The organism is Streptomyces sp. NPDC002779, assembly GCF_042888685.1.
Taxonomy (GTDB): domain Bacteria; phylum Actinomycetota; class Actinomycetes; order Streptomycetales; family Streptomycetaceae; genus Streptomyces.
On sequence record NZ_JBIAQC010000005.1, the window covers coordinates 355201 to 380986 of the forward strand.

Here is a 25786-nt window from a genome sequence, read left to right on the forward strand (position 1 = left end):
CATGCGTGTGCATTGGATGCAAATACATTTAATTCCGATGCAACAAACTCGGCTCTCTGCTACGGTGCGCCCATGGCGGCTAAAAGGGCCGAGCAGGCGCTCGTGGACCAGTGGCGGGACATCCTCACGCTGCATGCCCGCACACAGTGCGAACTCGACCGGGCGCTGCACCAACACGGGTTGTGCGGCAGCGACTTCGAGGTACTGGACGTGCTGGCGGGCGGCAAGTGCGCGCAGCGTGTGCAGGAGATCGCCGAGCATGTGCACCTGAGTCAGAGCGCGTTGTCGCGGCTGATCGCACGGCTGGAGAAGGACGGCCTCGTCGATCGTCACATGTGCCCCGAGGACCGGCGCGGGGTGAAGGTCGCGCTCACGGCGAAGGGGCGCGCGCTGCACGGCGATGTGCTGCCGGTGCAGCGCGCGGTGCTGACCAGAATGCTGTCGAGCTGACCTGGCTCAGCTTCAGATGACGCCGGACGTCTCCCGCCACAGCGCGGCCAGCGAGGCGTCGCCGTGCACGGCCGGGAAGGGCAGCCGGTTCCACAGTGCCGGGTACAACTGCGCGAGGGGTCCGGCCAGTTCGCAGTCGGCCTCCGCGGTCTCCCCGCGCTCCGCCGCGGGCGGTTCCTGGGACAGGCGTACGGTCCACACCGCGTCGTCCGTGTCGGCCGCCCGCACCCGCAGCACGCGCGGCTCGGCGCTGCGGACCCGGCTCTTGGTGCGGGCGTGGAAGCCGAGGAGGAGTTCGTCGATGCCGTCGGCCGCGAAGGCGGGGTCGATCGCGGTCGGCGTACCGCCGCGTGCCGCCTCCGCGTCGAGGCGGTGGATCGTCGTCTCGTGGGCCTGGCGGCGGGCCCAGAAGGCGAGCGGCGACGGCGCGGGCAGGAAGTGCCAGCACCGCACGTCGACTTGGGCGCCGGTCAGGGTGCCGACAAGGTGGCGGTGGCCCTCGCGGAACCAGGTGGTGAGCTCGGTGCCGTCCAGGTCGGGCGGGTCCCCGAAGGGCTGGAAGGCTTGGTGGCCCTCGGCGACGAAGGCCGCCGCCCAGCGGTGCACCATCCCCGTGTGCCGCAGCAGGTCGCGCACCTGCCACTCCGGGCAGGTCGGCACCTTGGCGTCCGTCCCGGCCCGCTCGGCCGCCTCGGCCAGCAACCGGCCCTCCCGGTCCAGGACGCGTATGAACTCAGCAGTCTGCATGCGGCCGAGTTTGCCTGATGAAGCGCGGTCCAAGGGGAGTGGCCGTAAGGATTTCGTCATCCGGTCAGGGATGCCGCGCGCCTCGATGATCGGGTGGAATGGGAGCCGACAGGAACTCTCACGTATCGGGGGAAGAGCATGGGGCGCGTACGGAAGTCGCTGATCGCCGGGGTGCTGGTGGTGGCCGTCGTGGGGGCGGGGTTCGGGCTGTACTGGTTCCAGCCGTGGAAGCTGTGGCAGGACGAGACGGTGGACGAGGCCCTGCCGGCCGAGGCGGGGACGTCCGCGCCGGCCGCCGGGGAGCCGTCCGCGCCGTCCACCGCCGGGGAGACCTCCGCGCCGCCGGCGCCGCGGACTCTCGCCCGCGGTGAGCTGATCAGCCACGAACACGACACCTCCGGCAGCGTGCGGCTGGTACGGCTGGCCGACGGATCCCACGTCGTCCGGCTGGAGAACCTCGACACCAGCAACGGTCCCGACCTGCGCGTCTGGCTGACCGACGCCCCCGTCAAGGAGGGCACCGCCGGCTGGCGCGTCTTCGACGACGGGCGGTACGTCAGCCTGGGCAAGCTCAAGGGCAACAAGGGGAGCCAGAACTACGCCGTACCGGCCGACGTCGAGCTGACGCAGTACAGCAGCGTCAGCATCTGGTGCGACCGGTTCGACGTGTCCTTCGGCGCGGCGGAGCTGGCGCGCGCCTGAGAGCGGGCGGGGGTGTGGGGAGGGCGCCGGGTCTGTGCGGCTGTCAGCCGGTGGCCGCGCGCCGGGTCGCGAAGCCGATGGCCGCGGCGACGGCGGCGAGGGCGGCGACGCTGGTCAGGGCTATGGGCAGGGAGAACCACTCGGCCATGAAACCGATCGTGGGCGGCCCGAGGAGCATGCCGCCGTAGCCCAGGGTGGACGCGGTCGCCACACCGCTCGGCCCGGCCAGGGCACCGGCGCGCTCGATGGCGACCGGGAAGAGGTTGGCGAGTCCGAGCCCGGTGACCGAGAACCCGATGAGCGTGGCCCACACCGACGGGGAGAGCGAACCGAGGAGCATGCCCGCGGCCGCGGTGGCGCCACCGACGACGACGGTACGGGTGCGGCCGAGCCGCTGGAGCAGCGTGGACCCCGTCAGCCGCCCGAGCGTCATGGCGAGCGCGAAGCAGGAGTACCCCACCGCCGCGAGCCCCGGCGAGGCGCCCAGGTCCTGTTCGAGATGGAGCGCGCCCCAGTCGGCCATGGCGCCCTCGCCGTACGCCGTGCACAGCGCGATCAGTCCGAAGACGGCGACGAGCCGACGGGTACGGCGGTCCAGGCGCCGCGGGCCCGCTTCCCGCGGCTGCGCCGCCCGCGGCGGTTCGATCCGCAGGAGGACGCGCCCCGCGAAGAAGGTCACCGCGAGACCGACGAGGGTGAGGCCGAGGAGGTGCCGGGTGGGGGAGAGGCTGCCGGCGACCAGCCCGCCGAGGCCCGCGCCCACCATCCCGCCCAGGCTGAAGGCCGCGTGGAAGCTGGGCATGATCGGCCGCTGGAGTGCGGTGACGAGGTCGACGGCGGCGCTGTTGAAGGCGACGTTGATCCCGCCGTACGCGGCGCCGAACAGCAGCAGCACGGCGGTGAGGGCGGGGACGGAGTGGGTCAGCGGCGGCAGCGTGACGCTGAGGGAAAGCAGGACGGCGCAGACGACGGTGACCGGATGGCTGCCGTAGCGGCGGCAGAGGCGCCCGGTGAGCGTCATGGTGATCACGGCTCCCGCGGACACGCCGAGGAGGGCGAGCCCCAGGGTTCCGGCCGAGGCGTTCACCTGCTCCTTGATCGCGGGGATGCGCACGACCCAGCCGGCGAAGACGAAGCCGTCCATGGCGAAGAAGACGGTGAGGGCGATGCGGAGGCGGGTGAGATCGGTGGAGGTTCCCGGCACGACGTTGTGCGAACAGGGTTTGTTTATTTGCGGCACAAAGTCAGGGTAGGGAGGAGACGGGGAGAGGGCAAGGCTTTCAGGAGGAGGGGGATCGGGTCGCGTCCCTGGATCACTCCGCCTCGTACGGGGCGAGTACCCGGGTCCAGAGGTGGGTCAGGGTCTCCCGGTCCGCGGGCGACAGGGGGCGCAGCAGGTCGTCCTGCACCCGGTCCGGTACGCGGTCCAGGTGCCGCAGCTGCCGGGCGCCGTCGCTGGTGAGGCTCACCTGGTTGCGCCGCCCGTGGTCCGGGGACGGTGCCTTGTCGACGTAGCCCTGCTCCACCAGTTCGTTGACGGCCGCCACCACATCGCTGCGGTCCATACGGCACCGCCGGCCGAGCTCGGCCTGGCTCGCCGCCCCGAACTCCTGCAGGGCGGCCAGGATGCGGTAGTGGTACCCGCGCGCCCCCGCCGCGGTGACCCCGTCGAACACCAATCGACGCGTGCATAGGGCGAGTTGGCTGATGAGCCAGCTCGGCATCGTCGTCAGCCGCTCGGGGATCTCGTCCATGCCAACCACCGTGACCTGTTGGTTCCACCAGCATTCGGCGTCTGGCGTGGGTCCCGCGAACCTTGAGTGTCAGCCGAGGAGTTATCTGGTCCACCGACACCCGTACCGCCGACCGCATCGACATTCGCCGAGCTCTTCAGTCGGCGACCGCCCGGCCCGGATTACCTGAGCCGCGGTAATCGCGGACCGCTGACGGGGACGTGGGCGCACGCTGCCTACGACACGGCGGATCGACCGCCACCCGCCACCCGTACGACGGAGGCCACCATGCCCGCCACCCAGCCACCCCCGCTGACCGCTCTCGCCGCCGAACTTGCCGTCCTGCGGCCCCGGATGGAGGCCGTGAGCCTCGCCATCCACGCCCGTCCCGAGCTGAAGTTCACCGAGTTCCACGCCCACCAGGTGCTGACGCGCTGGCTCTCGGAAGCCGGGTTCACGGTGACGTCCGGCGCGGGAGGCTTGGACACCGCGTTCGTCGCGGTGCACGAGGGCGGGCGGCCGGGGCCCCGCGTCGCCGTCCTCGCGGAGTACGACGCCCTGCCCGGTGTCGGACACGGCTGCGGGCACAACCTCATCGCGGCCGGTGCCGCGGCCGCTGCTGTGGCCGCCGTACGGGCCCTGCCCGCGCACCCGGGCACCGTCGCCGTCATCGGCACCCCGGGTGAGGAGATGGGCGGCGCCGGGAAGGTACGGCTCGCCGAGGCCGGGGTGTTCGAGGGCGTGGACGCGGCGCTGATGTTCCACCCGGCCGACCGGTCCGTGACGACCCAGCACGCGCTGGCCGCCGCCCATCTGCGGATCGACTTCACCGGAGTCGGCGCCCACGCCGCCAGGTCGCCCTGGGAAGGGCGCAGCGCGCTGGCCGCCGCGCAGCTCTTCCTCAACGCCGTCGATTCCCTGCGGCAGTTCGTAGAGCCCACCGCGCGGCTGCACGGCGTCGTCACGGACGGCGGTCAGGCCCCCAACGTCGTACCGGCCCACGCGGCCGTCGAGTTGTACGTACGGGACCGTACGACCGCCGCCACCGAAGCGCTGGTCGAGCGGGTCCGCGCCACTGCCGAGGGCGCGGCGCTGGCCACCGGGACGGCCGGGGCGGTGTCCGAGACCGGGCCGCTGTACGCGGAGCGCCGCGACAGCGCGGTGCTCGCCGAGCGGTTCGGGTGGGCGGTGCGCGAACTGGGCCTGGACATCGCGCCCGGCGCGGCCGACACTCCGGCGGGCTCCTCCGACATCGGCAACCTCTCCCACCTCCTGCCGGTCATCCACCCGTACATCCAGATCGCCGAACCGGGCACGCCCGCGCACTCGGAGGCGATGCGGGAGGCAGCTGCCAGCCCGTTCGCCCACGACCGCACCGAGCTCGCGGCGACAGGCCTCGCGCGCCTGGTGACGGAACTCCTGCTGGACGGCGCCCTGTTGGCTGCAGCGGGAGCGGAGTTCGCCGGGGCCCTGACGTGAGCGAAACCCCCCGCCTACACTTCCCGCCATGCCGGTCGTGATCGTCCTGGAAGGGGCCGGCCCCGGCCGCTTCACCGTCGCCGTGTCGCCGCTCGCGGAACTCGCCGCCAGCCTGCACGTCCTGACCGAGCATGCCCACCACGCCCAACACACCTCCTGGGCCGAGGAGATCACCCGCGCCGCGCCTCCCGCCTTCCGGGCCGGCCTGCGACGGTTCGCCCCGCTGTGGACGGCGCTGCGCTGGCGCGGGTTCTACCCGGGCCTGGACGCCCCGCTCGCGACCCTGCCGACGGACCGGTTCGCCGAACTCACCGCCCAGACCTGCGTCAGCGGCTACCGGGGCTTCGACTTCGCCCGGCTGCTGCACGACCCGGCCCAGGCGGGCGTGCTGCGCCGGGCGGCCTCCGGTCTGCCCGCACCGCACCCGGCCCTCGCCGAGGATCTGCTGCGCAACCCGGAGCGGCTGCGCGGCGACATCCTGGCCTTCCTCGCCCTGTGCCGCCGCGTCTACTTCACCGACCTGTGGAAGGCGACCGAGCCCGCGCTCGCCCGAGCCGCGCACCTGGTCCGGCAGCGGCTCGCGGACGAGGGAGCGGAGGGTCGGTCCGGTACAAGACCGGGTCCAGCCGTCACTGGTGCGGCATCCAGGTGATCGGCCACCGCAATCCGGTGGCACGGCTGGAAGTCGGCACCGGCACCGGCTGGCGTCAGCTGCCGCGCGCCGAGTACAACTACTTCCTCGCCGAGGACGGGGGCGGGTGCGGCGGCGCGATCAGGGTCACCGACATCCACGGGGAGCGGCTCACCGTCCAGGGGATCGCGATCCGGCCGGACGTCGCACAGCCGACCCGGGTGCAGTTCGCCCGACGCTGAGGGAGCCCGTTGCTGAGGGTGCCCGTTACGGCCGCGCCTACGATGCCCGGGCGCCGACCGCCCAACAGGCCGCGGTGAAACGGACCTCCGCGCCCCGCACGTACCCGTCGAAGGCGGGGCGGACCGTCTCGACGAGCCGGGCCCGGGTCCGCTCGTCCACGTCCGGCAGGATCTGGCCGAGCGGACCGAGCCGGGTGAAGTAGCGGACCAGATCCGCGGTGGGCAGGGCGCAGGTGACGTCGATCGGCCGGATGTCGATCCCGGCCCATCCGCTTTCCGTGAGCAGATGCCGGACCTTGTCCGGATCGGCGAAGGCGAACTGCCCCGGCCCGTCCGGGCGGCGGGCGGGGAGGTCGGGGAGCACGGGCGCCGCGGCGCGTTCGGCCGTCGTCATGAACGGGTTCTCCTCGGCGCCGCGCCAGGCGACGAACCGCAGTGCGGCACCGTCCTCGGCCGCGCGCCGAAGGTTGGTGAACGCGCGCACCGGGTCGTCGAAGAACATCACGCCGAAGCGCGAGACGACGGTGTCGAAGGTCGCGGGTACGAAGTCGTACTCCGCCGCGTCGGCCAGGATGAACGACGCCGGGGCGCCTTCCCGTGCGGCGCGTTCCCGTGCGGCGGTGACCATCGGTTCGGAGATGTCGACGCCGACGCAACGACCCTCCGGACCGAGCCGCCTGGCCACCGCCACCGTCGTGCCGCCGGTGCCACAGCCGACGTCGAGGACCCGCCCTCCGTGCCCGTCGGGCACCGCCTCCACGAGCAGTTCCCCCAACGGCCGGAGCATCTCGTCCAGCAACGCCTGTTCCTGGACCCAGACATGACCCGCTCGGTTCCAGCGGGCCGCCTGATCGTCATCGGTGCTGTGTGTCACGTTCATCATCGTCTCCCCTGCTTGCCGTCACCGGGCGGAGATGACAGCTTGCTACTTCAAGCCGACTTGAGGTCAAGAGGATGACGGAACTGGACATCGCCGAGGTGGCACGCCGCGCCGGACTGCCCGCGTCGACCCTGCGGTACTACGAGGAGAAGGGGCTGATCGCCTCCACCGGCAGGCGCGGCCTGCGCCGGCAGTACGACCCCGGCGTGCTGGAACGCCTGGCGCTGATCGTGCTGGGCCGCACCGCCGGGTTCTCCCTCGACGAGATCGCCCGGATGTTCGCCCCCGACGGGACGCCGGACATCGACCGGCGGATGCTCGCGGCCAAGGCGGACGAACTGGAAGCGCGGATCCGGGAACTCACCGTCCTGCGCGACTCCCTCCGGCACGCAGCGGCCTGCCCCGCACCGAGCCATCTGGAGTGCCCCACCTTCCGCCGCCTCCTCCGTGCGGCCGGGACGGCCCGTACGGGTTAGCCCGTCGGCATCAGCGGTGGGAGCCCCGAAGGTGACCCGTGACATGAACTTCCGCCGCAGACCGCTTAGTTCCTGGGCTCCGCACGGTCTAACCCCATGAAAGGCAGCCCGAGCCCCACCGCTGAACAGGAGACCGTGCCATGAGCGTGACCACGACCCAGATCCGGACCCGGAGCACCCTCGATTCCTCCCTCGCGCAGCGCCCCGTATGGCTCGTCGGCATTGTCGCCACGGTCGCCGGCGCCGTGGTGACCGAGGCATTCGCGCTCGGTGCGCGGGCGGCCGGGGTCCCGATGGAGGCGGCCAGTCCGGGGGCCGTGGAGGCGGCGGAGATCCCGGTGGGGGGCTTCGCGGGCGGCGTGCTGTTCTGGTCGGTCGCCGGCATCGTCCTCGCCGTCGCGCTCGCCCGCTGGGCCCGGCGGCCCGCCCGCGTCTTCACGCTCACCACCGTCGCGCTCACCGCGCTGTCGCTGGTCGGCCCGGTCGTCGCCCCGCACACGGCCACCTCGACGCAGATCGTCCTGGCCGTGTCCCATGTGGTGGCCGCGGCAGTGATCATCCCCCTGCTGGCGCGCCGCCTCTCGCAGCACCAGCGGTGAGCCGTACGGGTCGGACCCGGTCACTGTGACCCGCCATCAGGTCACTTGTCCCGGACCCTTGACTCGGAGTGACCCAGTCGTCATCCTCGACCCACGTATTGGACTGGTCATGACAATGACGTCATGCCGTTCCAGGAGGGTGGGTCCATGGCTCGACTCCCGTACCGCCGACGCAAGGACGTCACGGTCGCGTCGCTGCTCCTGCTGGTCCTGGCGCTGCTGCTCGGCCCCGCGCCGAGCTCGGCGGCCGGGACCGACTGGTGGCAGCCGACGGCCCGGCCCACGCCGGACTCGCAGATCAACGTCACCGGCGAGCCGTTCACCGGCACCAACGCACAGGGCGAGGTGCGCGGCTTCGCCGACGTGCACAACCACCTGTTCTCCAACGAGGCGTTCGGCGGCCGGCTCATCTGCGGCAAGACCTTCTCCGAGGCCGGGATCGCCGACGCCCTCAAGGACTGCCCCGAGCACTACCCGGACGGCTCCCTCGCCATCTTCGACTTCATCACCAACGGCGGCGACGGCAGGCACGACCCGGTCGGCTGGCCCACCTTCAAGGACTGGCCCGCCCACGACTCGCTCACCCACCAGCAGAACTACTACGCCTGGGTGGAGCGTGCCTGGCGCGGCGGCCAGCGGGTCCTCGTCAACGACCTCGTCACCAACGGCGTGATCTGCTCGGTCTACTTCTTCAAGGACCGCTCCTGCGACGAGATGACGTCGATCCGCCTCCAGGCGAAGCTGAGTTACGACCTCCAGGCCTACATCGACAAGATGTACGGCGGCACGGGCAAGGGCTGGTTCCGGATCGTCACCGACAGCGCCCAGGCCCGCCAGGTCATCCAGCAGGGCAAGCTGGCGGTCGTCCTCGGCGTCGAGACCTCCGAACCCTTCGGCTGCAAGCAGATCCTGGACATCCCGCAGTGCAGCCGGGCGGACATCGACAAGGGCCTGGACGAGCTGTACGACCTGGGCGTGCGCAGCATGTTCCTGTGCCACAAGTTCGACAACGCGCTCTGCGGCGTCCGCTTCGACTCCGGCACCCTCGGCACCGCCATCAACGTGGGCCAGTTCCTGTCGACCGGCACCTTCTGGAAGACCGAGCAGTGCACCGGCCCCCAGCGCGACAACCCCATCGGCAACGCCACCGCCGCCGAGGCCGAGGCGAAGCTCCCGGCGGGCGTCGAGGTGCCCTCGTACGCGAGCGGCGCGCAGTGCAATGTGCGCGGGCTCAGCGACCTCGGTGAGTACGCCGTCCGGGGCATGATGGACCGCGGCATGATGCTGGAGATCGACCACATGAGCGTCAAGGCCACCGGCCGGGTGCTCGACATCTTCGAGGCCGAGTCCTACCCCGGCGTGCTCTCCTCGCACAGCTGGATGGACATGGACTGGACCGAGCGGGTCTACGGCCTCGGCGGTTTCATCGGCCAGTACATGCACGGCTCCGAAGGCTTCATCGCCGAGGCGGAGCGCACCGAGGCCCTGCGTGACAAGTACGGCGTGGGCTACGCCTACGGCACCGACATGAACGGCGTCGGCGGCTGGCCGGCACCGCGCGGAGCGGACGCCCCGAACAAGGTGACGTACCCCTTCCAGAGCGTCGACGGCGGCTCCGTGATCGACCGGCAGACCACCGGACAGCGCACCTGGGACCTGAACACCGACGGCGCCGCCCACTACGGCCTCGTCCCCGACTGGATCGAGGACATCCGCAAGGTCGGCGGCCAGGAGGTGGTGGACGACCTCTTCCGGGGCGCCGAGTCCTACCTGGACACCTGGGGCGCCTCCGAGCGGCACCGGTCCGCCGTGAACCTCGCCGACGGCGCTGCCGCGGCGGCCAGTTCGGCGGAGTGGCACCCGTTCACCAGCTATGCGCCCGGCCGGGCCGCCGACGGTGACCGGGGCACCCGCTGGGCCAGCGACTGGAGCGACGACCAGTGGCTGCGGATCGACCTGGGTGCCACCCACCGCGTCGGCCGGGTCACCCTCGACTGGGAGCGCGCCTACGGCACGTCCTACCGCGTCGAACTCTCCACCGACGGGCAGAGCTGGCGGACCGCCTGGTCCACCACCGCCGGTGACGGCGGCCTGGACACCGCCCGGTTCGCCGGCACACCCGCCCGCTACGTACGCGTCCTCGGTCTGGAACGCGGCACGCAATGGGGGTACTCACTGCGCGAGGTGAGCGTCCACAGCGACTGAGCGCCGGTACGAGCACGAGGGACACGGACATGGCACGCATGCCGTCGGCAGAACGGCGCCTGCAGCTGACGGAAGCGGCGATCAGGGCGATGGCCCGGGACGGCGTCGCACGGACGACGACCCGGTCCATCGCCGCCGAGGCCGGCGTGTCCCTCAGCGTCTTCCACTACTGCTTCGACTCCAAGCAGGCCCTGGTGGAGTCCGTCATCACGACCATCACCGACCACTACGTGACGCTGGTGAAGCAGGCCCTGGTCCCCAGGGCCACCCTCCAGGAGACCGTCCGGGCCGCACTCCAGGCGTACTGGGACCACGTCCGCGCCCACCCCGACGAGCACATGCTGACCTACGAACTCACCCAGTACGCCCTGCGCCAGCCGGGGTTCGAGCATCTGGCCCGGCGCCAGCACGAGTTGTACCGCGACACCTACGCCGACCTCATCGAGCAGCTGAGCCGGACCATGGACCTGCGCCTGCGGGTGCCCGTACCGGTGCTGGCGCGCTATCTCGCCGCCATGACGGACGGACTGACCCTGAACTACCTGGTGCTGGGCGACGAGGAGTCCTGGGTCGGCGTCCTGGACATGGTCACCGCGCACATCGCCGGACTCGTGGACGCCGCATGGTGAATACCCCGGGAACGATCCATGCTGGGAGGTCCGCGACCGTCCGGAGGCCCCCATGCCCGAACCGTCCGTCCTCGCCTCGCTCGTGTCCGCCCTGCGGGAGGGCACGATCGACGTCGTCGACCTCACCGCGCCGCTGTCGGCGGCGACCCCGCTGGTGCAACTGCCGTCCGTGTTCGGGCAGACGGCGGCCTTCGAGCTGCAGGAGATCAGCCGGTACGACGGCCGGGGACCGGACTGGTACTGGAACAACTTCCGCACCGGCGAACACACCGGCACCCACTTCGACGCCCCCAACCACTGGGCGACGGGCAAGAACCTCGCCGACGTGGCGTCCGTACCGGCGGGCCGGCTGGTCGCCCCGGCCGCGGTGCTGGACCTCACCGCCGAGGCGGAACGCGATCCGGACTTCCTCCTGGAAGTGGACCATGTGAAGGCGTGGGAGGCGGAGCACGGCCCCCTGCCCGACGGCGGCTGGCTGCTGCTGCGCACCGGCTGGGACGCCCGCGCGCAGTCGCAGGAGGAGTTCCTGAACGCCGACGACAACGGCCCGCACACGCCGGGACTGTCGCCGGAGTGCGCACGCTGGGTCGCCGAGGAGTCGCCGGTGATCGGACTGGGCGTGGAGACGGTCGGCACGGACGCCGGACGCGGACACGCCTTCGAACCGGCCTTCCCCTGCCACTCCTACCTCATGGGCAACGACAAGTACGGCCTGACCCAGCTGCAGAATCTGGCCCTGCTGCCCGCGACGGGCTGCGTCGTGATCGCCGGCCCGCTGCCGATCGTCACCGGCTCCGGCTCTCCCGCCCGGGTGCTGGCCTTGGTGGAGCGCTGATGCCGGTTCAGTGCACCTTCAGCTCGTAGAACCCCCGCCCGAAGGTAGCCGCCACCAGCCGTCGGTGGCCCGGGTCGTACTCGATGTCGTCCACCGGCACCGCGGGCATGCCGCGCCCCAGCCGCATCCAGTTGCCGCCGCCCCGGAAGCTCGCGAACACGCCCTGGTCCGTGCCGATGTACAGGGCACCCCCCTTGGCGACGACGAGGTCGTTGACGGGGGCCGCGGGGAGGTTGCCGGACAGGTTCCGCCAGGTCGCGCCGCCGTCGGTGCTGCCGAGGACATGGGGGAGCGGTGAGCCGGAGCGGTAGCCGGAGTGGGTCGTCCAGACCCGGTCGGGGTCCTTCGGGTCGACGACCACCCGGGTCACCCAGGGCCTCCCCTCCGCGAGCTTGGTCCAGGTCGCCCCGAGGTCCTTGGTGACCCAGACCCGTCCGTCGTCCGTGCCGACGTACACCGTGCGTCCGTCGGAGGCGGGCGCGATCGACGTGATGGTCCCGAAGTTGGTGTAGATCGGGTCCGCGCCCGGTCCGCCGGTCAGATCCGGGCTGATGGGCTGCCAGGTCACGCCGCCGTCGGTGGAGCGGTTGAGCACTTCGGCGCCGTAGTAGAGGATCTTCGGGTCGCGTGGGTCGAAGACGACCGGGGTGAACCAGTTGCGGCGCAGAAACGTCGTGCTGTTCGCGAAGTACGTGAGGGTGTCCCCGCCGTCGGTGGAGCGGAAGCAATTGCCGTACTGGTAGCAGGCGTACACCGTGTTCACGTCGGTCGGGTCGATCAGGTTCTCCTCGCCGTCCCCGCCGAGGTACTCGTTGAAGCCGTCCCCGCCCCAGGAGCGCAGCGAGCCGTTGTCCTGGGAGCCGCCGGAGATCCGGGTGACGTCCTGCGGGCTGATCGCGGCGCTGTAGAGCTGGGTGTACGGCTCGTGCCGGGCCTTGACCCAGCCGCCGTCACCGTCGGAGTCGGAGCGGTAGACGCCGCCGTCGTTGCCGAGGTAGACGCGGCCCGGCCGGCGCGGGTCCCACACCATGGCGTGGTGGTCGACATGGATGCTGGTGTCGTCCGCGGTCCAGGTGGCGCCGCCGTCCTTCGTGGTGAGCAGGGCGACCCCGGCCACATGGACGTGCTCGGTGTCCCGGGGGTCGATCCACACCTTGCCGAACCACCAGCCGAAGCTGGACTGGGAGTTGGCCAGATCGGCGTTGTCCGGTGTGCGGTTCCAGGTGTCACCGCCGTCGGAGGAGGCGTAGAAGCCCTCGAAGGGGCCGCTCGCCTTGTTGACGATCGCGTAGAGGCGGTCCCCGGCCACGGCGAGGCCGATGCGCCCCACGTCCGGTCCCGCGGCGGGCAGTCCGCCGCCCAGCCGCCGCCAGGTCGCGCCGTCGTCGTCACTGCGGAAGACGCCCGAGCCGACACCGCCGTACGTGCGCAGGTCGGGGCGGCGGCGGTGGTCCCACAGGACGGCGTAGAGGCGGTCGCCGTCCTTGACGATCTCGGTGGCGCCGGTGAACTCGTTCGTGCCCGCGAGGATCCGCTGCCAGGTCGCGCCCCCGTCCTCGGTGCGGTAGACGCCCCGGTCGCCGCCGCCGTTGTAGAGCGAGCCCGCCGCGGCGACATAGATGCGGCGGGGGTCGGCCGGGTCGATGGTGATGGCGCTGATCGCGCCGGAGTCGCGCAGGCCGAGCGGCTGCCAGCTGCGGCCGCCGTCCTTGCTGCGGTACAGCCCGGTCCCCTCGTAAGTGATGCTGCCGCCACCGGGGTTGGGCTCGCCGGTGCCCACGTACAGGGTGCCGTCGGGGGCGGTCGTGACCGCGCCCATGGCCTGGGTCCAGCTGTCCGGCCACACCGAGTGGAAGGTCTGCCCGGCGTCGGTGCTGCGCCACAGGCCGCCGCTCGCGGCCGCCGCGTACAGGGTGTCGGCGCGCCGGGGGTCCAGGGCGAGGGAGACGATCCGCCCGCCGATGTTGGTCGGCCCGACGCTCTTCCAGCGCCCGCCCACGACGGGCAGTTGCCGGGCCTGGGCCGCGGCGCGGTCATGGGCGTGCCGGGGGATCGGCTGGCCGGGCAGGGTCTTCTGCAGGTAGCGGTATTCCGCGGGTGCCGCCGGACCCCGGACCGGCCGGTACACATCGGTCGGCGGCGGAGGTGGCGCCGCGGACGCGGGTGCCCCGAGCAAGGCGGCCCCGGTCACCGCGGCCAGCATCAGCGACAGCAGACCTCTGCCCATGAGAACCCCTTCGTAGTCATGGCCGCGACAAGCGACAACGACGGTACGGGAGAGGCGAGTTGAGCAGAAGGGGGCCGTTCGGCCAGTCATGGGACAGCAGGTCGCGGGCCATCCGAAACATGCCGTTCCTTTGCGAACGCCACCCTTGACAGTCTCGGTGCGGTTTCGCCACGTTTGATCCCTGGGCCGAGGCGCGTGACGCGCATCGCGCGTCACCGGGGGAACTGGGGGGAGCGGTCGCCCATGCGATCCATGAGCAGCACCGATACGCGGATCACCGTCCACAGACCCGGCGAACTGAGTGACCCGCTGCGCGCGGCCTGGCACCGGGCGATGGACGCGTCACCCGAGTACGCCAACCCGTTCCTGTCCCCGGAGTTCGCCCTCGGGGTCGGCGCCCACCGGCGCGGGGTCGAGATCGGCGTCCTGCACGAACACGGCGAACCCGTCGGCTTCCTGCCGTACGAACGCACCGTCCTCGGCGTGGGGAAGGCGATCGGGCTCGGCCTCTCCGACCGCCAGGCGCTCGTGCACCGGCCCGGGATCGTCTGGGACACCGAGGAACTGCTGCGCGGCTGCGGGCTCGCCAGCTTCGAGTTCGACCATCTCGTCGAGGAGCAGAAGCCGTTCGGCCGGTACGTGACCGGCACGTTCGCCTCCCCGGTGATCGACCTGGAACCGGGCGACGGGGACTACGCGCGGTGGCTGCGGGCCACTTACCCCGGCCAGGCCAGGACGACGCTGAAGAAGGAGCGCCGGCTGGGGCGCGACCTCGGTGAGGTGCGGTTCGTCTTCGACGAGCGGGACCCGAAGGTGCTGCGGCGGCTCATGGAGTGGAAGTCCGCCCAGTACCGCAGGACCGGGCGCATGGACCGGTTCGCCCGGCCCTGGATCGTCGGTCTCGTGGACCATCTGTTCCGGCTGCGCGAGGAGCACTGCACCGGCGTGCTGTCCGTCCTCTACGCCGGTGAGCGTCCCGTGGCCGCGCACTTCGGGCCGAGGTCGCGGACCGTGCTCGCCGCCTGGTTCACCGCCTACGACCCCGAGTTCCCCTCCTACTCGCCGGGGCTGATGATGCATCTGCGCACCGCGGAGGCGGCGGCCCGGCACGGGGTGCGGCTGATCGACCTCGGGCGGGGCGACAAGGAGTACAAGGACTGGCTCAAGACGCGCGAGCTGCGGGTGGGCGAGGGCTTCGCGACCCGGCCGCACCCCGTGGCGGCGGCGCACCGGATGTGCCGCAGGCCCGTGCGCGGACTGCGCAACACCGTCCTCGCCCATCCCCGTCTGCGGGAACCCGCCGACCGGCTGCTGAAGACGGTCGGCGCCCTGCGGTCCTCCCGCCGGACGGCCCCGCGAACCCCCTGAGCCGGCCCCACGGCAGCCCTCGGCGCATGCGGAGGTGCGCCGCGTCCGTCCATCCCTCGACGGAAGAAGTGGCGATGCCGTACGGAACGCGGCTCGCCGCGACGATGACGCGGCGGCTGGGACGCGAATGCGTCTACACCCCCTCGGCCCGGCTGGGCCTCTACCTGGCGCTGCGGCGCTGGTGCCGGCCCGGTGCCCGGGTGCTGATGTCGCCGGTGAACGACGGCGTGATCCTCTTCGTGGTCCTCGCCGCGGGCTGCCGCCCGGTGCAGGCACCGGTCTGCGTGTGGGACGGCAACATCGACCCGGCCGCCGTACCGGAGTCCACCTGGCGCGGCATCGACGCCGTGCTGACCACCAACCTCTACGGCATCCCCGACCGCCTTCCCCAACTGCGCCGCCGCTGCGAGCAGTTGGGCATCCCGCTGATCGAGGACGCGGCCCACGCCATCGGCACCCATGTGAACGGCCGGCCGGTCGGCACCTTCGGCACGGCCGCCGCGTTCAGCCTCTCCAAGCACGTGGCCGCGACGGCCGGAGGGTTCCTCGCCGTCCAGGACGCCCGCACCCGGCGCGAGCTGGAACTGCTCCGCGACGACCTGCTCACCCCGCGCCGGTTGCGCGACGACCTCACCGTGACCCTGCGCCCGCTGGCCCGCTCGTCCGTCCGCACCTTGCACTTGGTGCGCCCGGTGTGGCGCATGATGCAGCGGCTCGGACTGCTGGAGCGCGACGCGTTCCGGATGGCCCCGCGCGCCCCGCGCCTGACCGCCTCGGCCCTCTCGGCACCGAGCCTGACCGCCTACGAGCCCTGGGTCCGCGTCGATCTGCACGGCTTCCGGGTCCGCCACGGCACCCTGGTACGCGGGCAGCTCACCCTGCGCGTGTCCCGCCTCGACGACGACCTCACCCGCCGCCGGGCCGGAGTCGCCCTGCTGGCGGGCACCACCTGGGCCTCGCCCGCCTTGCGCGAACGGGCGGTCCCCGACGGGCCCCTCCCGCTGTTCCGCGTCCCGCTCCTGGTCCACGACCGCGACGCCCTCCTGGAGCGCCTGGTGGACCACGGCATGGTCTGCGGCTACGTCTACGACCCACCGCTCGACGACTACGCGGGCGCGGAGTTCGTCGAACCCTCCCCGGACCCCGCCGCGGCCCGCTGGTTCGCCTCCCACGTCCTGCCTGCCGACCCGCTGACGGCGCGCCGGATGACCGGCGCCCTCACCCGGGAGCGGGCGGCGACGGCCCGGCCACCCCTGCGGGAGACGTCGATGACCGCCGTGACCTGAGAAGAGTCCCGGCAGTGTGCGGGGAGGGGTTGTTCGGGCGATGCCTCGGCGCCTAGGGTCTCTCCTCGGGAGCAAGCGCTTTCTGTTGGCAGTCCGTCGGCCGTTCGAGGAGCGCCGCATGTCCGTGTTGTCCGGGAACCCCGTCCGCCGCCGCGTCGCCGTCGTCGGCACCGGTGCCATCGTCAGCGGCAGCCATCTGGCCGCCCTCGCCGCCCACGCCGACCGGACGGAACTGGTCGCCGCCGTCGACGTGGACCCGGGCAGACTCGACGCCTTCCGGGAACTGGCGGGCGACGCGGTCACCGGATACACGTCGATCGACGCGATGCTGGACGCCGAACGCCCCGACCTGGTGCTCATCGGCACCCCGCCCTCCCTGCACCGGGAGCAGACGGTGGCCGCGCTCAAGGCCGGCGCCTGGGTGCTGTGCGAGAAGCCGCTGACCCTGTCCCTCGCCGAGTACGACGAGATCGCGGCGGCCGAGGAGGCCTCCGGCGCCTACGCCGCCGTGATCTTCCAGCACCGCTACGGCTCCGGCGCCGCGCACGCCCGCGAGCTGATCGCCGGGGGTGAGCTGGGCGCCCCGCTGGTCGCGCACTGCCAGACCACCTGGCACCGGGACGCGCGGTACTACGCGGTGCCCTGGCGCGGCCGTTGGGCGAGCGAGGGCGGCGGCCCGACCATGGGCCACGGCATCCACCAGTACGACCTGCTGCTGCACCTGCTCGGCGAGTGGGACGAGATCCGCGCGATGGCGGCGCGGCTGGTCCACGACACCGAGAGCGAGGACGTCTCCACCGCACTGGTCCGCTTCGCCAACGGCGCCCTCGCCACCGTCGTCAACAGCGTGCTCTCCCCGCACGAGATGAGCCGCATCCGCGTCGACTGCGCGGACGCCACCGTCGAACTGACCCACCTGTACGGTCACCGCAACGAGGACTGGGTCTACACCCCGGCCCCCCATGTCGCCGCCGGCCGCGCCGACGCCTGGCGCACCCCCGCCACCGACGTCCCCAGCTCCCACACCGCCCAGCTCGGCGGCCTCCTCGACGCGTACGACGCGGGTGTACGGCCCCCCGGCAGCGGCCCCGAGGCGCGGGCCACGCTGGAGTTCGCCGCCGCGCTGTACAAGTCGGCGTTCACCGGCCTGCCGGTCCGCTCCGGGGAGATCACGCCGGGCGATCCCTTCTACGCGGCCATGCACGGAGACCACCCCGACTGGGCCCCCGAGGAGCGCGCATGAGCATCCGGGTCAGCCACACGCACGGCGAGCACCTCGCGGTCGCGGCGGCGAACGGCACGGAGATCCTCCGCTACGTCTACCGCCCCGACCCCGAGGCCTTCGAGTCCCGCAAGCCCTACGCCCACCCGCTGCGCACCCTGTCCGGCCGTACGGTCACCGGGTACCGGCCCAGCGACCACCGCTGGCACAAGGGCCTGCAGATGACCGCGAGCCACCTGTCCGGGCAGAACTTCTGGGGCGGCAACAGCTACGTCCACGGCGAGGGATATCTGCGCCTGCCCGAGCGGGTCGGCTCGATGCGCCACGACGGCTTCCCCGGGTGCACGGTGACCGACGACGCTCTCGCCGTCACCGAGGAACTGACCTGGCTGGCCCACGGCGGCGAGGAGTGGGCGCGCGAGACCCGCGGCCTCACCGTCCACTCCGTCGACGAGGGGGCCGGGGCCTGGGCCCTGGACTGGTCGATCCGGCTCACCAACGTGCGGGACACCCCCCTGCGGTTCGGGTCACCCACCACCGCCGGGCGCGCGATGGCGGGCTACACCGGACTCCAGTGGCGGGGACCGCGCGACTTCACCGGTGGCACGGTCTTCGCTCCCGGCACCGACCCGGAGAAACTGATGGGCTCCCAGGGCCCCTGGCTGGCCTTCACCACCGAGCACGACGACGTCGACGCGCACTCCACGATCCTCTTCGCGCACGCGCCGGAGAACCTCGACGCGATCCACGAGTCCCACTGGTTCGTGCGCTCCGAGCCCTTCCCCACGGTCGCGTTCTCCTGGGCGTTCTTCGAGGAGTTCGCGCTGCCGCCGGGCGAGTCCTTCGGCTACCGCTACCGGGTGCTGATCGCCGACGGCGCCTGGGACGCCGAGCGCGTGGCCGCGCATCTGGCGGGCCTGCCGTGGTGAGGCCCGCCCTGCCGCGTCCGCTGCCCGGCGCCGTCGGCCTGTCCCACCTCACCGCCTACGACTGGGAGTCGGCGGACGGCGTGTGCGGCGGCAGCCCGCATCTGCACCTGGTGTGCACCGAGGCGTACGTCGTCACCGGCGGCCGGGGTGCCGTGCAGACCCTGAGCCCCGACGGCTACCGGGACATCCCGCTGGAGCCCGGCACCCTCGCCTGGTTCACACCCGGCACCGTCCACCGCATGGTGCAGGGCGGGGACCTGCGGGTCACCGTGCTGATGCAGAACAGCGGGCTGCCCGAGGCCGGGGACGCGGTGTTCACCTTCCCGCCCGACGTGCTCGCCGACCCCGAGCGGTACGCGGCGGCGGCAACGCTCCCGCCCGGTACGGGAGTCGGCACGGCCGAGGCCGCCCGGCGCCGCAGGGACCTCGCCGTCGAGGGCTACCTCGTCCTGCGCGAGGCCCTTGTCGCGGGCGACGACGGCCCGTATCTGGCCTTCCAGCACGCCGCCGCCCGGCTGGTGCACGACAAGGTGACGGCCTGGCGCGAGCTGTGGCAGGCGGGGGCACGTGCCGCGGCGGAACGCACCGGCGCCCAGCTCGACGCCCTCGCCGCGGGCGAACCGGCGTACCTGAACGAGGCGACGGCACACCAGGCTTCACCGACGCGGCTCGGCGGGTTCGGGATGTGCGGGAGGCGGGACGAGTACACGCTGCCGGGGGCGACGCTGCCGTAAGGGCGCGTCGGGGGCCCCTTCTGCTTCCGGGGACGCCGGTGTCAGCGCGGCTGATACGCCCTCGGCAGGCGCATGCCCCGCTCAGCCATGATCTCCCGTACCCGGTCGGGGTAGTTGGTGATGATGCCGTCCACCCCGGCGTCCATCAGCGCCTCCACCGTGGCCGGGTCGTCGCAGGTCCACGGGACGACCTTCAGGCCCCGGGCGTGCGCCGCCTCGACCATCGCCGCGTCGGCGTAGAAACGGAAGCCGGGGTCGCCGACCTTGCCGCTCTGCGGGAAGCCGTAGTTGGGGGAGAGGGTGGTGACTCCGGGGAGGGTGTCGGCGGCCTTCACGAAGTCGCCGTCGTAGTCGTCGGCGTCGATCCCGCCGAGCCACGGGGAGGCGCCTTCCTTGCCGACCTGGAGGAAGTCGTAGTTGGTGAGCGCCACCAGCGGCCACTTGGGCGCCAGCTTGTGCATCGCCTTCAGCGCACCCCAGTCGAAGGACTGGATGGTGACCTGCCGCTCGATGCCGGAGCGGCGGATCTCCTCGTGGACGCGGCGGACGAACAGCTCGCGGGGCGCGGTCTGTTCGGGGGCGCCCGCCTCCACCTTCGTCTCGATGTTGAGGGTGACCTGCCGGGCATTGGAGCGCTTGACCAGGTTCAGGACGTCCTTCAGCTCGATCATCCGCAGACCGGCGATCCGCTCCTGCTCGGGGTGGCCGGGCAGCTGCTGGTAGCCGCAGTCCATCGTCCGGATCTGAGCGAGCGTCAGATCCTTGATGTACTTGCCGACGTACGGGTACATCGGGTCGCCCGGCACCAGGGGCGCGGTGTCCCGGCACTTGGTGGCGCTGACCTGGCGGTCGTGGGTGACGACGACCTTCTCGTCCTTGGTGACCTGGGTGTCCAGCTCCAGCGTGGACACGCCCAGCCGCAGGGCCTTGGCGAAGCCCTCCAGCGACGACTCGGTGGTCATGCCGAGGCCGCCGCGGTGGGCCTGGAGGTCGAAGGACGGCCGGTGCCGGGCGTCGGGCTCGTGCGCCGCAGCCGGGACGGTGAACACCGGCAACAGCGCCAGGCCGGCGAGGACGTGTCGTGCGGACATGGCAACCTCGATCATGTGGGTTCGGGCGACCAGAAGACGCTAGTGCGGGGGCGGACGCGCTCGACTGCCCCGGGGTGAGGGAGCCGTGAACGCTGAGCGAACGCCTCACCGCGCACCCAGCGTGCCTTACGTTGAGGTCCATGACTACGGGCGATGCGTATGGGCGGGTTCTCGTCATCGGAGGCTACGGAGCCGTCGGCGCCGCGGTCACCTCCCGGCTGGCGGAGTGGTTCCCCGGGCGGGTGGTTCCGGCCGGGCGGGACGAGGTCCGGGCCCGCCGGTTGGGAGGCGTGGCGGTCGACGTCGGGGACCTGACGGGGTTCCGGCGGGCGCTGGACAAACTCGGTGACGTGCGTGCGGTGGTGCTCTGCGTCGAACCCGAGGACGCCTCGCTCGCCCGGGTCTGCCTGGACCGGGGCATCCATCTGGTGGACGTGGGCGCTTCCCGGGACCTGCTCGACGCCGTCGCCGACTGTGACGGTCTCGCCGCCGCGTCCGGGGCCACGGCCGTGCTGAGCGTCGGTGTGGCGCCCGGTCTGACCAACCTGCTCGCCCACCGCGCCCACCAGGCGGTCGGCGGCGCGGAGCGGCTCGATCTGACGGTGCTGCTGGGCTCCGGCGAGCGCCACGGCACCGACGCGGTGCGCTGGACCGTCGACGGTCTGGCCGAGCCGGTGACGGCCGGGCCGCAGAAGGTCTCTCTGCCGGGACACGGCACCCACAGCGCGTATCCGTTCCCCTTTTCCGACCAGTACACCCTGCGCCGCACACTCGGCGTGCCGGAGGTGACGACGCGGCTGTGTCTGGACTCCCGCGCCCAGACCGCCGCGCTCTTCGCGCTGCGCCGGACGGGAGTGCTGCGCGGCGAGCGGCGGGCACCGGTGCGGCGCGCGCTGAGCGGCGTCTTCCGCCGCGTACACCTCGGCGGAGACGCGTTCGCGCTGCGAGCGGACGCCCACCGGGGCGACCGGCACGCCGCGTTCGCCCTCACCGGCCATGAGCAGAGCCGGGTGACGGCCCTGGTCACCGCCGAGGTGACCCGCGAGCTGCTGACCGACCGACTGCCGACCGGCGTACGGCACATCGAGCAACTACCCACCCTGACCGACCTCCCCGAACGGCTGGCCGGGGACGGGGTGGTGGTGTGGCGGCGGGGCTTGCGGTGAAGCGGCGTGCGCGGGGCGCGAGCTGAGGCGGGTGACCCGAGTGGGGGTGCCGCGGCGGGTGGGGCTGCGTGCCGTGTTCCACCGGGGGCGGGCAGGTCCGGGTGACTTGGCGTGGTGGCTGTGGGCGGACGGTGTGGCACGACGAGGGACTGGCTGGCTGGGGGTGGGGTGGTATTGCGGCGGGCCCGGCTGTGAGCCGTGTTCCGCCAGGGCCGGGCAGGTCCGGTTGACCGGCGTGGTGGTGCCGCGGCCGGAGGCTGCGGCCTCGCGCCCCACTCGGCGCCGGATCTGCGCGCCCCGGCGGGCAGACCGGTCAGCGCGGGCAGTCGCTCACTGTGCCGGACCGCCTGGCGCCTGCCGCCAGCCCGGTCACCGGGCTCTGCTCGCGCCCCGCGAACACGACTTCACAGCCCCGTCCAGCGGGCCCAGCCGCCGCGTCAAGGACGCCCAAGACGTCGCGGGCCTCCTGTGTCTGCGCTCAAGTCGCCGCACCGCCCGCCGGTGACCGCCACTCCGGTCACCCGGAAACGGGCAGGTGCCCGGCCGCCGGGCCCGGGTCAGGCGGTGGCCCTGAAGGACCGCAGCCGCAGGGAGTTGCCGACCACGAAGACCGAGGAGAAGGCCATGGCCGCTCCGGCGAGCATCGGGTTGAGCAGGCCGGCCGCGGCGAGCGGCAGCGCGGCCACGTTGTAGGCGAAGGCCCAGAACAGGTTGGAGCGGATCGTGCCGAGGGTCCGGCGGGCCAGCCGGATGGCGTCCGCCGCGGCCCGCAGGTCTCCGCGGACCAGGGTCAGATCACCGGCCTCGATCGCCGCGTCCGTCCCCGTGCCCATCGCCAGGCCGAGGTCGGCCTGGGCCAGCGCGGCCGCGTCGTTGACGCCGTCGCCGACCATCGCCACCGAACGCCCCTCGCCCTGCAGCTGCTTGACGACATCGACCTTGTCCTGCGGCAGCACCTCGGAGATGACATGCTCCGGCGCGATCCCCACCTGCCGGGCCACGGACTCGGCCACGGCCCGGTTGTCCCCGGTGAGCAGCATCGGCGTCAGACCGAGCGCCCGCAGCCTGCTGATCGCCTCCGCGCTGGTCTCCTTCACGGCGTCGGCGACCTCCAGCACGGCCCGCGCCCGGCCGTCCCAGGCCACGGCGATGGCGGTACGGCCGCCCGCCTCGGCCTCGGACTTGGCCCGCGCCAGCGCCGGCGGCAGTTCCATGGCCCACTCCGCGAGGAGCCGCTCCCGGCCCACCAGGACCGCGTGGCCGTCGACGATGCCCTGCACACCCAGCCCGGGCACGTTCGCGAAGTCCTCCGGCACGGGCAGCGCACCCAGCTTCTCCAGGGCGCCGTCCGCGACGGCACGGGCGATCGGGTGCTCGGAGGCGTGCTCCAACGCGCCCGCCAGCCGCAGGACTTCGGCCTCGTCGCTGCCGTCGGCCGTGTGCACAGCGAGCAGGGTCATCCGGCCGGTGGTGACGGTGCCGGTCTTGTCGAGGACGACGGTGTCGACCTTGCGGGTGGACTCCAGCACCTCGGGGCCCTTGATCAGGATGCCGAGTTGGGCACCCCGCCCGGTGCCGACCATCAGCGCGGTGGGCGTGGCGAGCCCCAGGGCGCAGGGGCAGGCGATGATCAGGACGGCGACGGCCGCGGTGAAGGCGGCGGTCACCCCGGCACCGCTGCCCAGCCAGAAGCCCAGCGTGCCCAGCGCGAGGGCGATCACGATCGGCACGAAGACGGCGGAGATCCGGTCGGCGAGCCGCTGCGCCGCTGCCTTGCCGTTCTGCGCGTCCTCCACCAGCCGCGCCATCCGGGCCAGTTGGGTGTCGGCGCCGACCCGGGTGGCCTCGACGACCAGGCGCCCGCCCGCGTTGATCGTGGCCCCGGTGACGAAGTCGCCCGCGCCGACCTCGACCGGCACCGACTCACCGGTGAGCATCGAGGCGTCGACGGCGGACGAGCCCTCGACGACCACACCGTCCGTGGCGATCTTCTCGCCCGGCCGTACGACGAACCGGTCGCCGACCTTCAACTCGCCGATCGCCATGCTCTGTTCGCCCCCGTCACGCAGCACGGTGACGTCCTTGGCGCCCAGCTCCAGCAGCGCCTTCAGGGCCGCGCCCGCCTTGCGCTTGGAGCGCGCCTCGAAGTACCGCCCGGCCAGGATGAACGCGGTGACTCCGGCGGCCGCTTCCAGATAGATGTTCCCAGAGCCGTCGCTGCGGGAGATGGTCAGCTCGAAGGGGTGCGTCATCCCCGGCTCGCCGGCCGTGCCGAGGAACAGCGCCCACAGCGACCACAGGAAGGCGGCCGAGGTGCCGACCGAGATCAGCGTGTCCATGGTGGCCGCGCCGTGCCGCGCGTTGGTGAACGCGGCCTTGTGGAACGGCCAGGCGGCGTAGGTCACGACGGGCGCCGCCAGGGTGAGGGACAGCCACTGCCAGTACTCGAACTGCAGGGCCGGAATCATGGCCATCGCGACGACCGGTACGGCCAGGACGACGGCGGTGATCAACCGTTCCCGCAGTGGCTGCAGCTCGTCCCGCTCGGGTGCCTGTTCAGGCTCCGGGACAGGGAGTTGGGCGGTGTACCCGGTGGCCTCGACGGTCGCGATCAGATCGTCGACGGAGACGTCACCGCCGTAGGAGACCTTCGCCTTCTCGGTGGCGTAGTTGACGGTGGCGGTGACGCCGTCCATGCGGTTCAGCTTCTTCTCGATGCGCGCCGCACACGAGGCGCAGGTCATGCCGCCGATGGTGAGTTCCGTGTCGATGGTGGTGGTCATTGTCTGCTCCTCGTGTGGGCGTGCGGGGGTCAGGCTCGGCCGGTGAGCTCGTATCCGGCGTCGTCGACGACCTCGGCGATCAGCGTGTCGTCCGGTTCGGCGTTGCTGCTGACGGTGACCTGGCCCCGGTCGAGGTCGACCTCCACCCCGGTGACGCCGTCCAGCTCGCCGATGACCTTGGTGAGCGTGGCCTTGCAGTGGCCGCAGGACATCCCGGCGACGGCGTAGGTGGTGATCGTCTGCGTGGTCATGAGGTGCCTCCTGGATAGACTGTCGATATACCCGGTGGGGGTATCTCGTCCGGTGGATCCATGTATACCCAGGGGGGGTATCGAAAGCAAGTGGGATCCAGGGTTGACTTCATACCCCCTGGGGGTATGGTGGGCGGCATAGAGACCGTGAGACCGAGGAGATCGTCATGAATGCCGGACTGAAGATCACCGCCTTCGCCGCCGGCCTGGCCGCCACCTTCGGCACCGCCTACGGCGTGGGCAAGGGCGTCGGACCGGTCGGGGAGGACCCCGCGCCCGCGCGCCACGAGAGCCACAGCGGGGCCTCACCGAGCCCGGAGAAGGGCGGCGGTCACCAGGCGGCGCCCGGCGGGCTCCAGATCTCCGAGGGCGGCTACACCCTCGACCTGAAGACCCCGGCCCTCGCCGCCGGCACCCGCACCGACCTGCGCTTCGTCATCCGGGACGACACCGGCCGCGCTGTGACCGCCTACCAGCGCGAGCACGACAAGGAACTCCATCTCATCGTCGCCTCGCGCGACCTCGTCACCTACCGCCACCTGCACCCGACCCGCGCCGCCGACGGCACCTGGAGCACCCCCGTCGACCTGCCCCGCGCGGGCGGCTACCGCGTCTTCGCCGACTTCACCCCGGCGAAGAAGGGCGCCGCGAACCTGACCCTCGGCGCCGACCTCGCCGCCTCCGGCCCGTACCGGCCCCAGCACCTCCCGGCCCCGAAGGCCACCGCCGAGGTCGACGGCTACCAGGTCCGCCTGGACGGCACCCTGCGCCCCGGCGCGGCGAGCGAGCTGAAGCTGAGCGTGTCACGCGACGGCAAGCCCGTCACCGACCTCCAGCCCTACCTCGGCGCCTACGGCCACCTGGTCGCCCTGCGCTCCGGTGACCTCGCCTACCTGCACGTCCACCCGAACGGCGAACCCGGCGACGGCAGGACGAAGCCCGGCCCCGGCGTCTCCTTCAGCGCGACCGCGCCGAGCAGCGGCACCTACCGCCTCTTCCTCGACTTCAAGCACGACGGCAAGGTCCGCACCGCAGCGTTCACCGTGCGCACCGGAGCGGCGCCGGCCCCGTCACCGGAGGGGACCGCCTCGCACGAGGAGGCCCCCGGCCACGGCCACTGA

At 72.3% G+C, this 25786-nt stretch carries 25 protein-coding genes; 17 read left to right on the forward strand and 8 right to left on the reverse strand.

What is annotated here, in order from left to right; all coding sequences use genetic code 11:
* Window positions 1-72: 72 nt before the first annotated feature.
* Window positions 73-450: a MarR family winged helix-turn-helix transcriptional regulator gene (locus ACFYW5_RS17040; RefSeq protein ID WP_389417786.1), complete on the forward strand. Its 378-nt coding sequence runs from the start codon at window positions 73-75 to the stop codon at window positions 448-450.
* Window positions 451-462: 12 nt separating this feature from the next.
* Here the strand turns inward: ACFYW5_RS17040 and ACFYW5_RS17045 are convergent, their stop codons facing one another.
* Window positions 463-1197 carry a maleylpyruvate isomerase family mycothiol-dependent enzyme gene (locus tag ACFYW5_RS17045; protein ID WP_389417787.1) on the reverse strand — a complete coding sequence of 245 codons (735 nt, stop codon included), beginning with the start codon at window positions 1195-1197 and terminating at the stop codon, window positions 463-465.
* Window positions 1198-1335: 138 nt separating this feature from the next.
* On the opposite strand from ACFYW5_RS17045, the gene ACFYW5_RS17050 reads away from it, so the two are divergent.
* Entirely contained in the window at window positions 1336-1899 is a 564-nt protein-coding gene (locus tag ACFYW5_RS17050) for a DM13 domain-containing protein (RefSeq protein ID WP_389417788.1), read from the forward strand.
* A 43-nt stretch (window positions 1900-1942) separates the two neighbouring features.
* On the opposite strand, the gene ACFYW5_RS17055 is transcribed toward ACFYW5_RS17050, so the two are convergent.
* Both ACFYW5_RS17055 and ACFYW5_RS17060 read right to left on the reverse strand, forming a co-directional pair.
* On the reverse strand, window positions 1943-3103 hold the full coding sequence (locus ACFYW5_RS17055) for an MFS transporter (protein ID WP_389417789.1): 1161 nt from the start codon (window positions 3101-3103) through the stop codon (window positions 1943-1945).
* Between the two features lie 109 nt (window positions 3104-3212).
* Window positions 3213-3653, reverse strand: coding sequence for a MarR family winged helix-turn-helix transcriptional regulator (locus tag ACFYW5_RS17060; protein ID WP_389417790.1), 441 nt, complete (start codon window positions 3651-3653; stop codon window positions 3213-3215).
* A 267-nt stretch (window positions 3654-3920) separates the two neighbouring features.
* Here ACFYW5_RS17060 and ACFYW5_RS17065 point away from each other — a divergent pair, with 267 nt between their 5' ends.
* Genes ACFYW5_RS17065 through ACFYW5_RS17075 form a run of 3 tightly spaced genes read left to right on the forward strand, consistent with a single transcriptional unit; the run spans window position 3921 to window position 5984 of the window.
* Entirely contained in the window at window positions 3921-5111 is a 1191-nt protein-coding gene (locus ACFYW5_RS17065) for a M20 family metallopeptidase (protein WP_389417791.1), read from the forward strand.
* A 28-nt stretch (window positions 5112-5139) separates the two neighbouring features.
* A complete protein-coding gene (locus ACFYW5_RS17070) occupies window positions 5140-5763 on the forward strand; it encodes a DUF5937 family protein (RefSeq protein WP_389417792.1) in 624 nt (207 codons plus the stop codon).
* A 17-nt stretch (window positions 5764-5780) separates the two neighbouring features.
* Window positions 5781-5984, forward strand: a complete 204-nt coding sequence (locus ACFYW5_RS17075) for a hypothetical protein (RefSeq protein ID WP_389417793.1) — start codon at window positions 5781-5783, stop codon at window positions 5982-5984.
* A 37-nt stretch (window positions 5985-6021) separates the two neighbouring features.
* On the opposite strand, the gene ACFYW5_RS17080 is transcribed toward ACFYW5_RS17075, so the two are convergent.
* Window positions 6022-6864 carry a class I SAM-dependent methyltransferase gene (locus ACFYW5_RS17080; RefSeq protein ID WP_389417977.1) on the reverse strand — a complete coding sequence of 281 codons (843 nt, stop codon included), beginning with the start codon at window positions 6862-6864 and terminating at the stop codon, window positions 6022-6024.
* A 74-nt stretch (window positions 6865-6938) separates the two neighbouring features.
* Here ACFYW5_RS17080 and ACFYW5_RS17085 point away from each other — a divergent pair, with 74 nt between their 5' ends.
* From ACFYW5_RS17085 to ACFYW5_RS17105, 5 genes are all read left to right on the forward strand, one after another.
* Window positions 6939-7340 carry a helix-turn-helix domain-containing protein gene (locus tag ACFYW5_RS17085; RefSeq protein WP_389417794.1) on the forward strand — a complete coding sequence of 134 codons (402 nt, stop codon included), beginning with the start codon at window positions 6939-6941 and terminating at the stop codon, window positions 7338-7340.
* A 140-nt stretch (window positions 7341-7480) separates the two neighbouring features.
* Window positions 7481-7939, forward strand: coding sequence for a DUF6069 family protein (locus ACFYW5_RS17090; RefSeq protein WP_389417795.1), 459 nt, complete (start codon window positions 7481-7483; stop codon window positions 7937-7939).
* 147 nt (window positions 7940-8086) lie between these two features.
* Complete coding sequence (locus tag ACFYW5_RS17095; protein ID WP_389417796.1) at window positions 8087-10144, forward strand: discoidin domain-containing protein; 2058 nt, start codon at window positions 8087-8089, stop codon at window positions 10142-10144.
* 29 nt (window positions 10145-10173) lie between these two features.
* Window positions 10174-10773, forward strand: coding sequence for a TetR/AcrR family transcriptional regulator (locus tag ACFYW5_RS17100; RefSeq protein ID WP_389417797.1), 600 nt, complete (start codon window positions 10174-10176; stop codon window positions 10771-10773).
* Between the two features lie 52 nt (window positions 10774-10825).
* Window positions 10826-11608, forward strand: a complete 783-nt coding sequence (locus tag ACFYW5_RS17105) for a cyclase family protein (RefSeq protein ID WP_389417798.1) — start codon at window positions 10826-10828, stop codon at window positions 11606-11608.
* A gap of 7 nt (window positions 11609-11615) precedes the next feature.
* Here the strand turns inward: ACFYW5_RS17105 and ACFYW5_RS17110 are convergent, their stop codons facing one another.
* Window positions 11616-13835: a WD40/YVTN/BNR-like repeat-containing protein gene (locus ACFYW5_RS17110; protein WP_389417799.1), complete on the reverse strand. Its 2220-nt coding sequence runs from the start codon at window positions 13833-13835 to the stop codon at window positions 11616-11618.
* Window positions 13836-14078: 243 nt separating this feature from the next.
* Between ACFYW5_RS17110 and ACFYW5_RS17115 the strand changes: the two genes are divergently transcribed.
* The 5 genes from ACFYW5_RS17115 to ACFYW5_RS17135 all read left to right on the forward strand — a co-directional run bounded on the left by ACFYW5_RS17115 (window position 14079) and on the right by ACFYW5_RS17135 (window position 19374).
* Complete coding sequence (locus tag ACFYW5_RS17115) at window positions 14079-15203, forward strand: GNAT family N-acetyltransferase (protein ID WP_389417800.1); 1125 nt, start codon at window positions 14079-14081, stop codon at window positions 15201-15203.
* A gap of 74 nt (window positions 15204-15277) precedes the next feature.
* Window positions 15278-16489: a DegT/DnrJ/EryC1/StrS family aminotransferase gene (locus ACFYW5_RS17120; protein ID WP_389417801.1), complete on the forward strand. Its 1212-nt coding sequence runs from the start codon at window positions 15278-15280 to the stop codon at window positions 16487-16489.
* 127 nt (window positions 16490-16616) lie between these two features.
* The gene (locus tag ACFYW5_RS17125; RefSeq protein WP_389417978.1) at window positions 16617-17732 is read left to right on the forward strand and encodes a Gfo/Idh/MocA family protein; all 1116 of its coding nucleotides are present in this window, start codon (window positions 16617-16619) and stop codon (window positions 17730-17732) included.
* Complete coding sequence (locus tag ACFYW5_RS17130; RefSeq protein WP_389417802.1) at window positions 17729-18640, forward strand: PmoA family protein; 912 nt, start codon at window positions 17729-17731, stop codon at window positions 18638-18640. The genes ACFYW5_RS17125 and ACFYW5_RS17130 overlap by 4 nt, the downstream gene beginning before the upstream one ends.
* Complete coding sequence (locus ACFYW5_RS17135; protein ID WP_389417803.1) at window positions 18634-19374, forward strand: cupin; 741 nt, start codon at window positions 18634-18636, stop codon at window positions 19372-19374. The genes ACFYW5_RS17130 and ACFYW5_RS17135 overlap by 7 nt, the downstream gene beginning before the upstream one ends.
* A gap of 41 nt (window positions 19375-19415) precedes the next feature.
* On the opposite strand, the gene ACFYW5_RS17140 is transcribed toward ACFYW5_RS17135, so the two are convergent.
* Window positions 19416-20465: a glycerophosphodiester phosphodiesterase family protein gene (locus tag ACFYW5_RS17140; RefSeq protein WP_389417804.1), complete on the reverse strand. Its 1050-nt coding sequence runs from the start codon at window positions 20463-20465 to the stop codon at window positions 19416-19418.
* A gap of 140 nt (window positions 20466-20605) precedes the next feature.
* On the opposite strand from ACFYW5_RS17140, the gene ACFYW5_RS17145 reads away from it, so the two are divergent.
* Window positions 20606-21631 (forward strand): saccharopine dehydrogenase, encoded by a 1026-nt coding sequence (locus ACFYW5_RS17145; RefSeq protein ID WP_389417805.1) that lies wholly within the window; start codon window positions 20606-20608, stop codon window positions 21629-21631.
* Between the two features lie 557 nt (window positions 21632-22188).
* On the opposite strand, the gene ACFYW5_RS17150 is transcribed toward ACFYW5_RS17145, so the two are convergent.
* Both ACFYW5_RS17150 and ACFYW5_RS17155 read right to left on the reverse strand, forming a co-directional pair.
* Window positions 22189-24414: a heavy metal translocating P-type ATPase gene (locus ACFYW5_RS17150; RefSeq protein WP_389417806.1), complete on the reverse strand. Its 2226-nt coding sequence runs from the start codon at window positions 24412-24414 to the stop codon at window positions 22189-22191.
* Between the two features lie 29 nt (window positions 24415-24443).
* Entirely contained in the window at window positions 24444-24665 is a 222-nt protein-coding gene (locus ACFYW5_RS17155; protein WP_389417807.1) for a heavy-metal-associated domain-containing protein, read from the reverse strand.
* A 167-nt stretch (window positions 24666-24832) separates the two neighbouring features.
* Here ACFYW5_RS17155 and ACFYW5_RS17160 point away from each other — a divergent pair, with 167 nt between their 5' ends.
* Window positions 24833-25786, forward strand: coding sequence for a hypothetical protein (locus ACFYW5_RS17160; protein WP_389417808.1), 954 nt, complete (start codon window positions 24833-24835; stop codon window positions 25784-25786).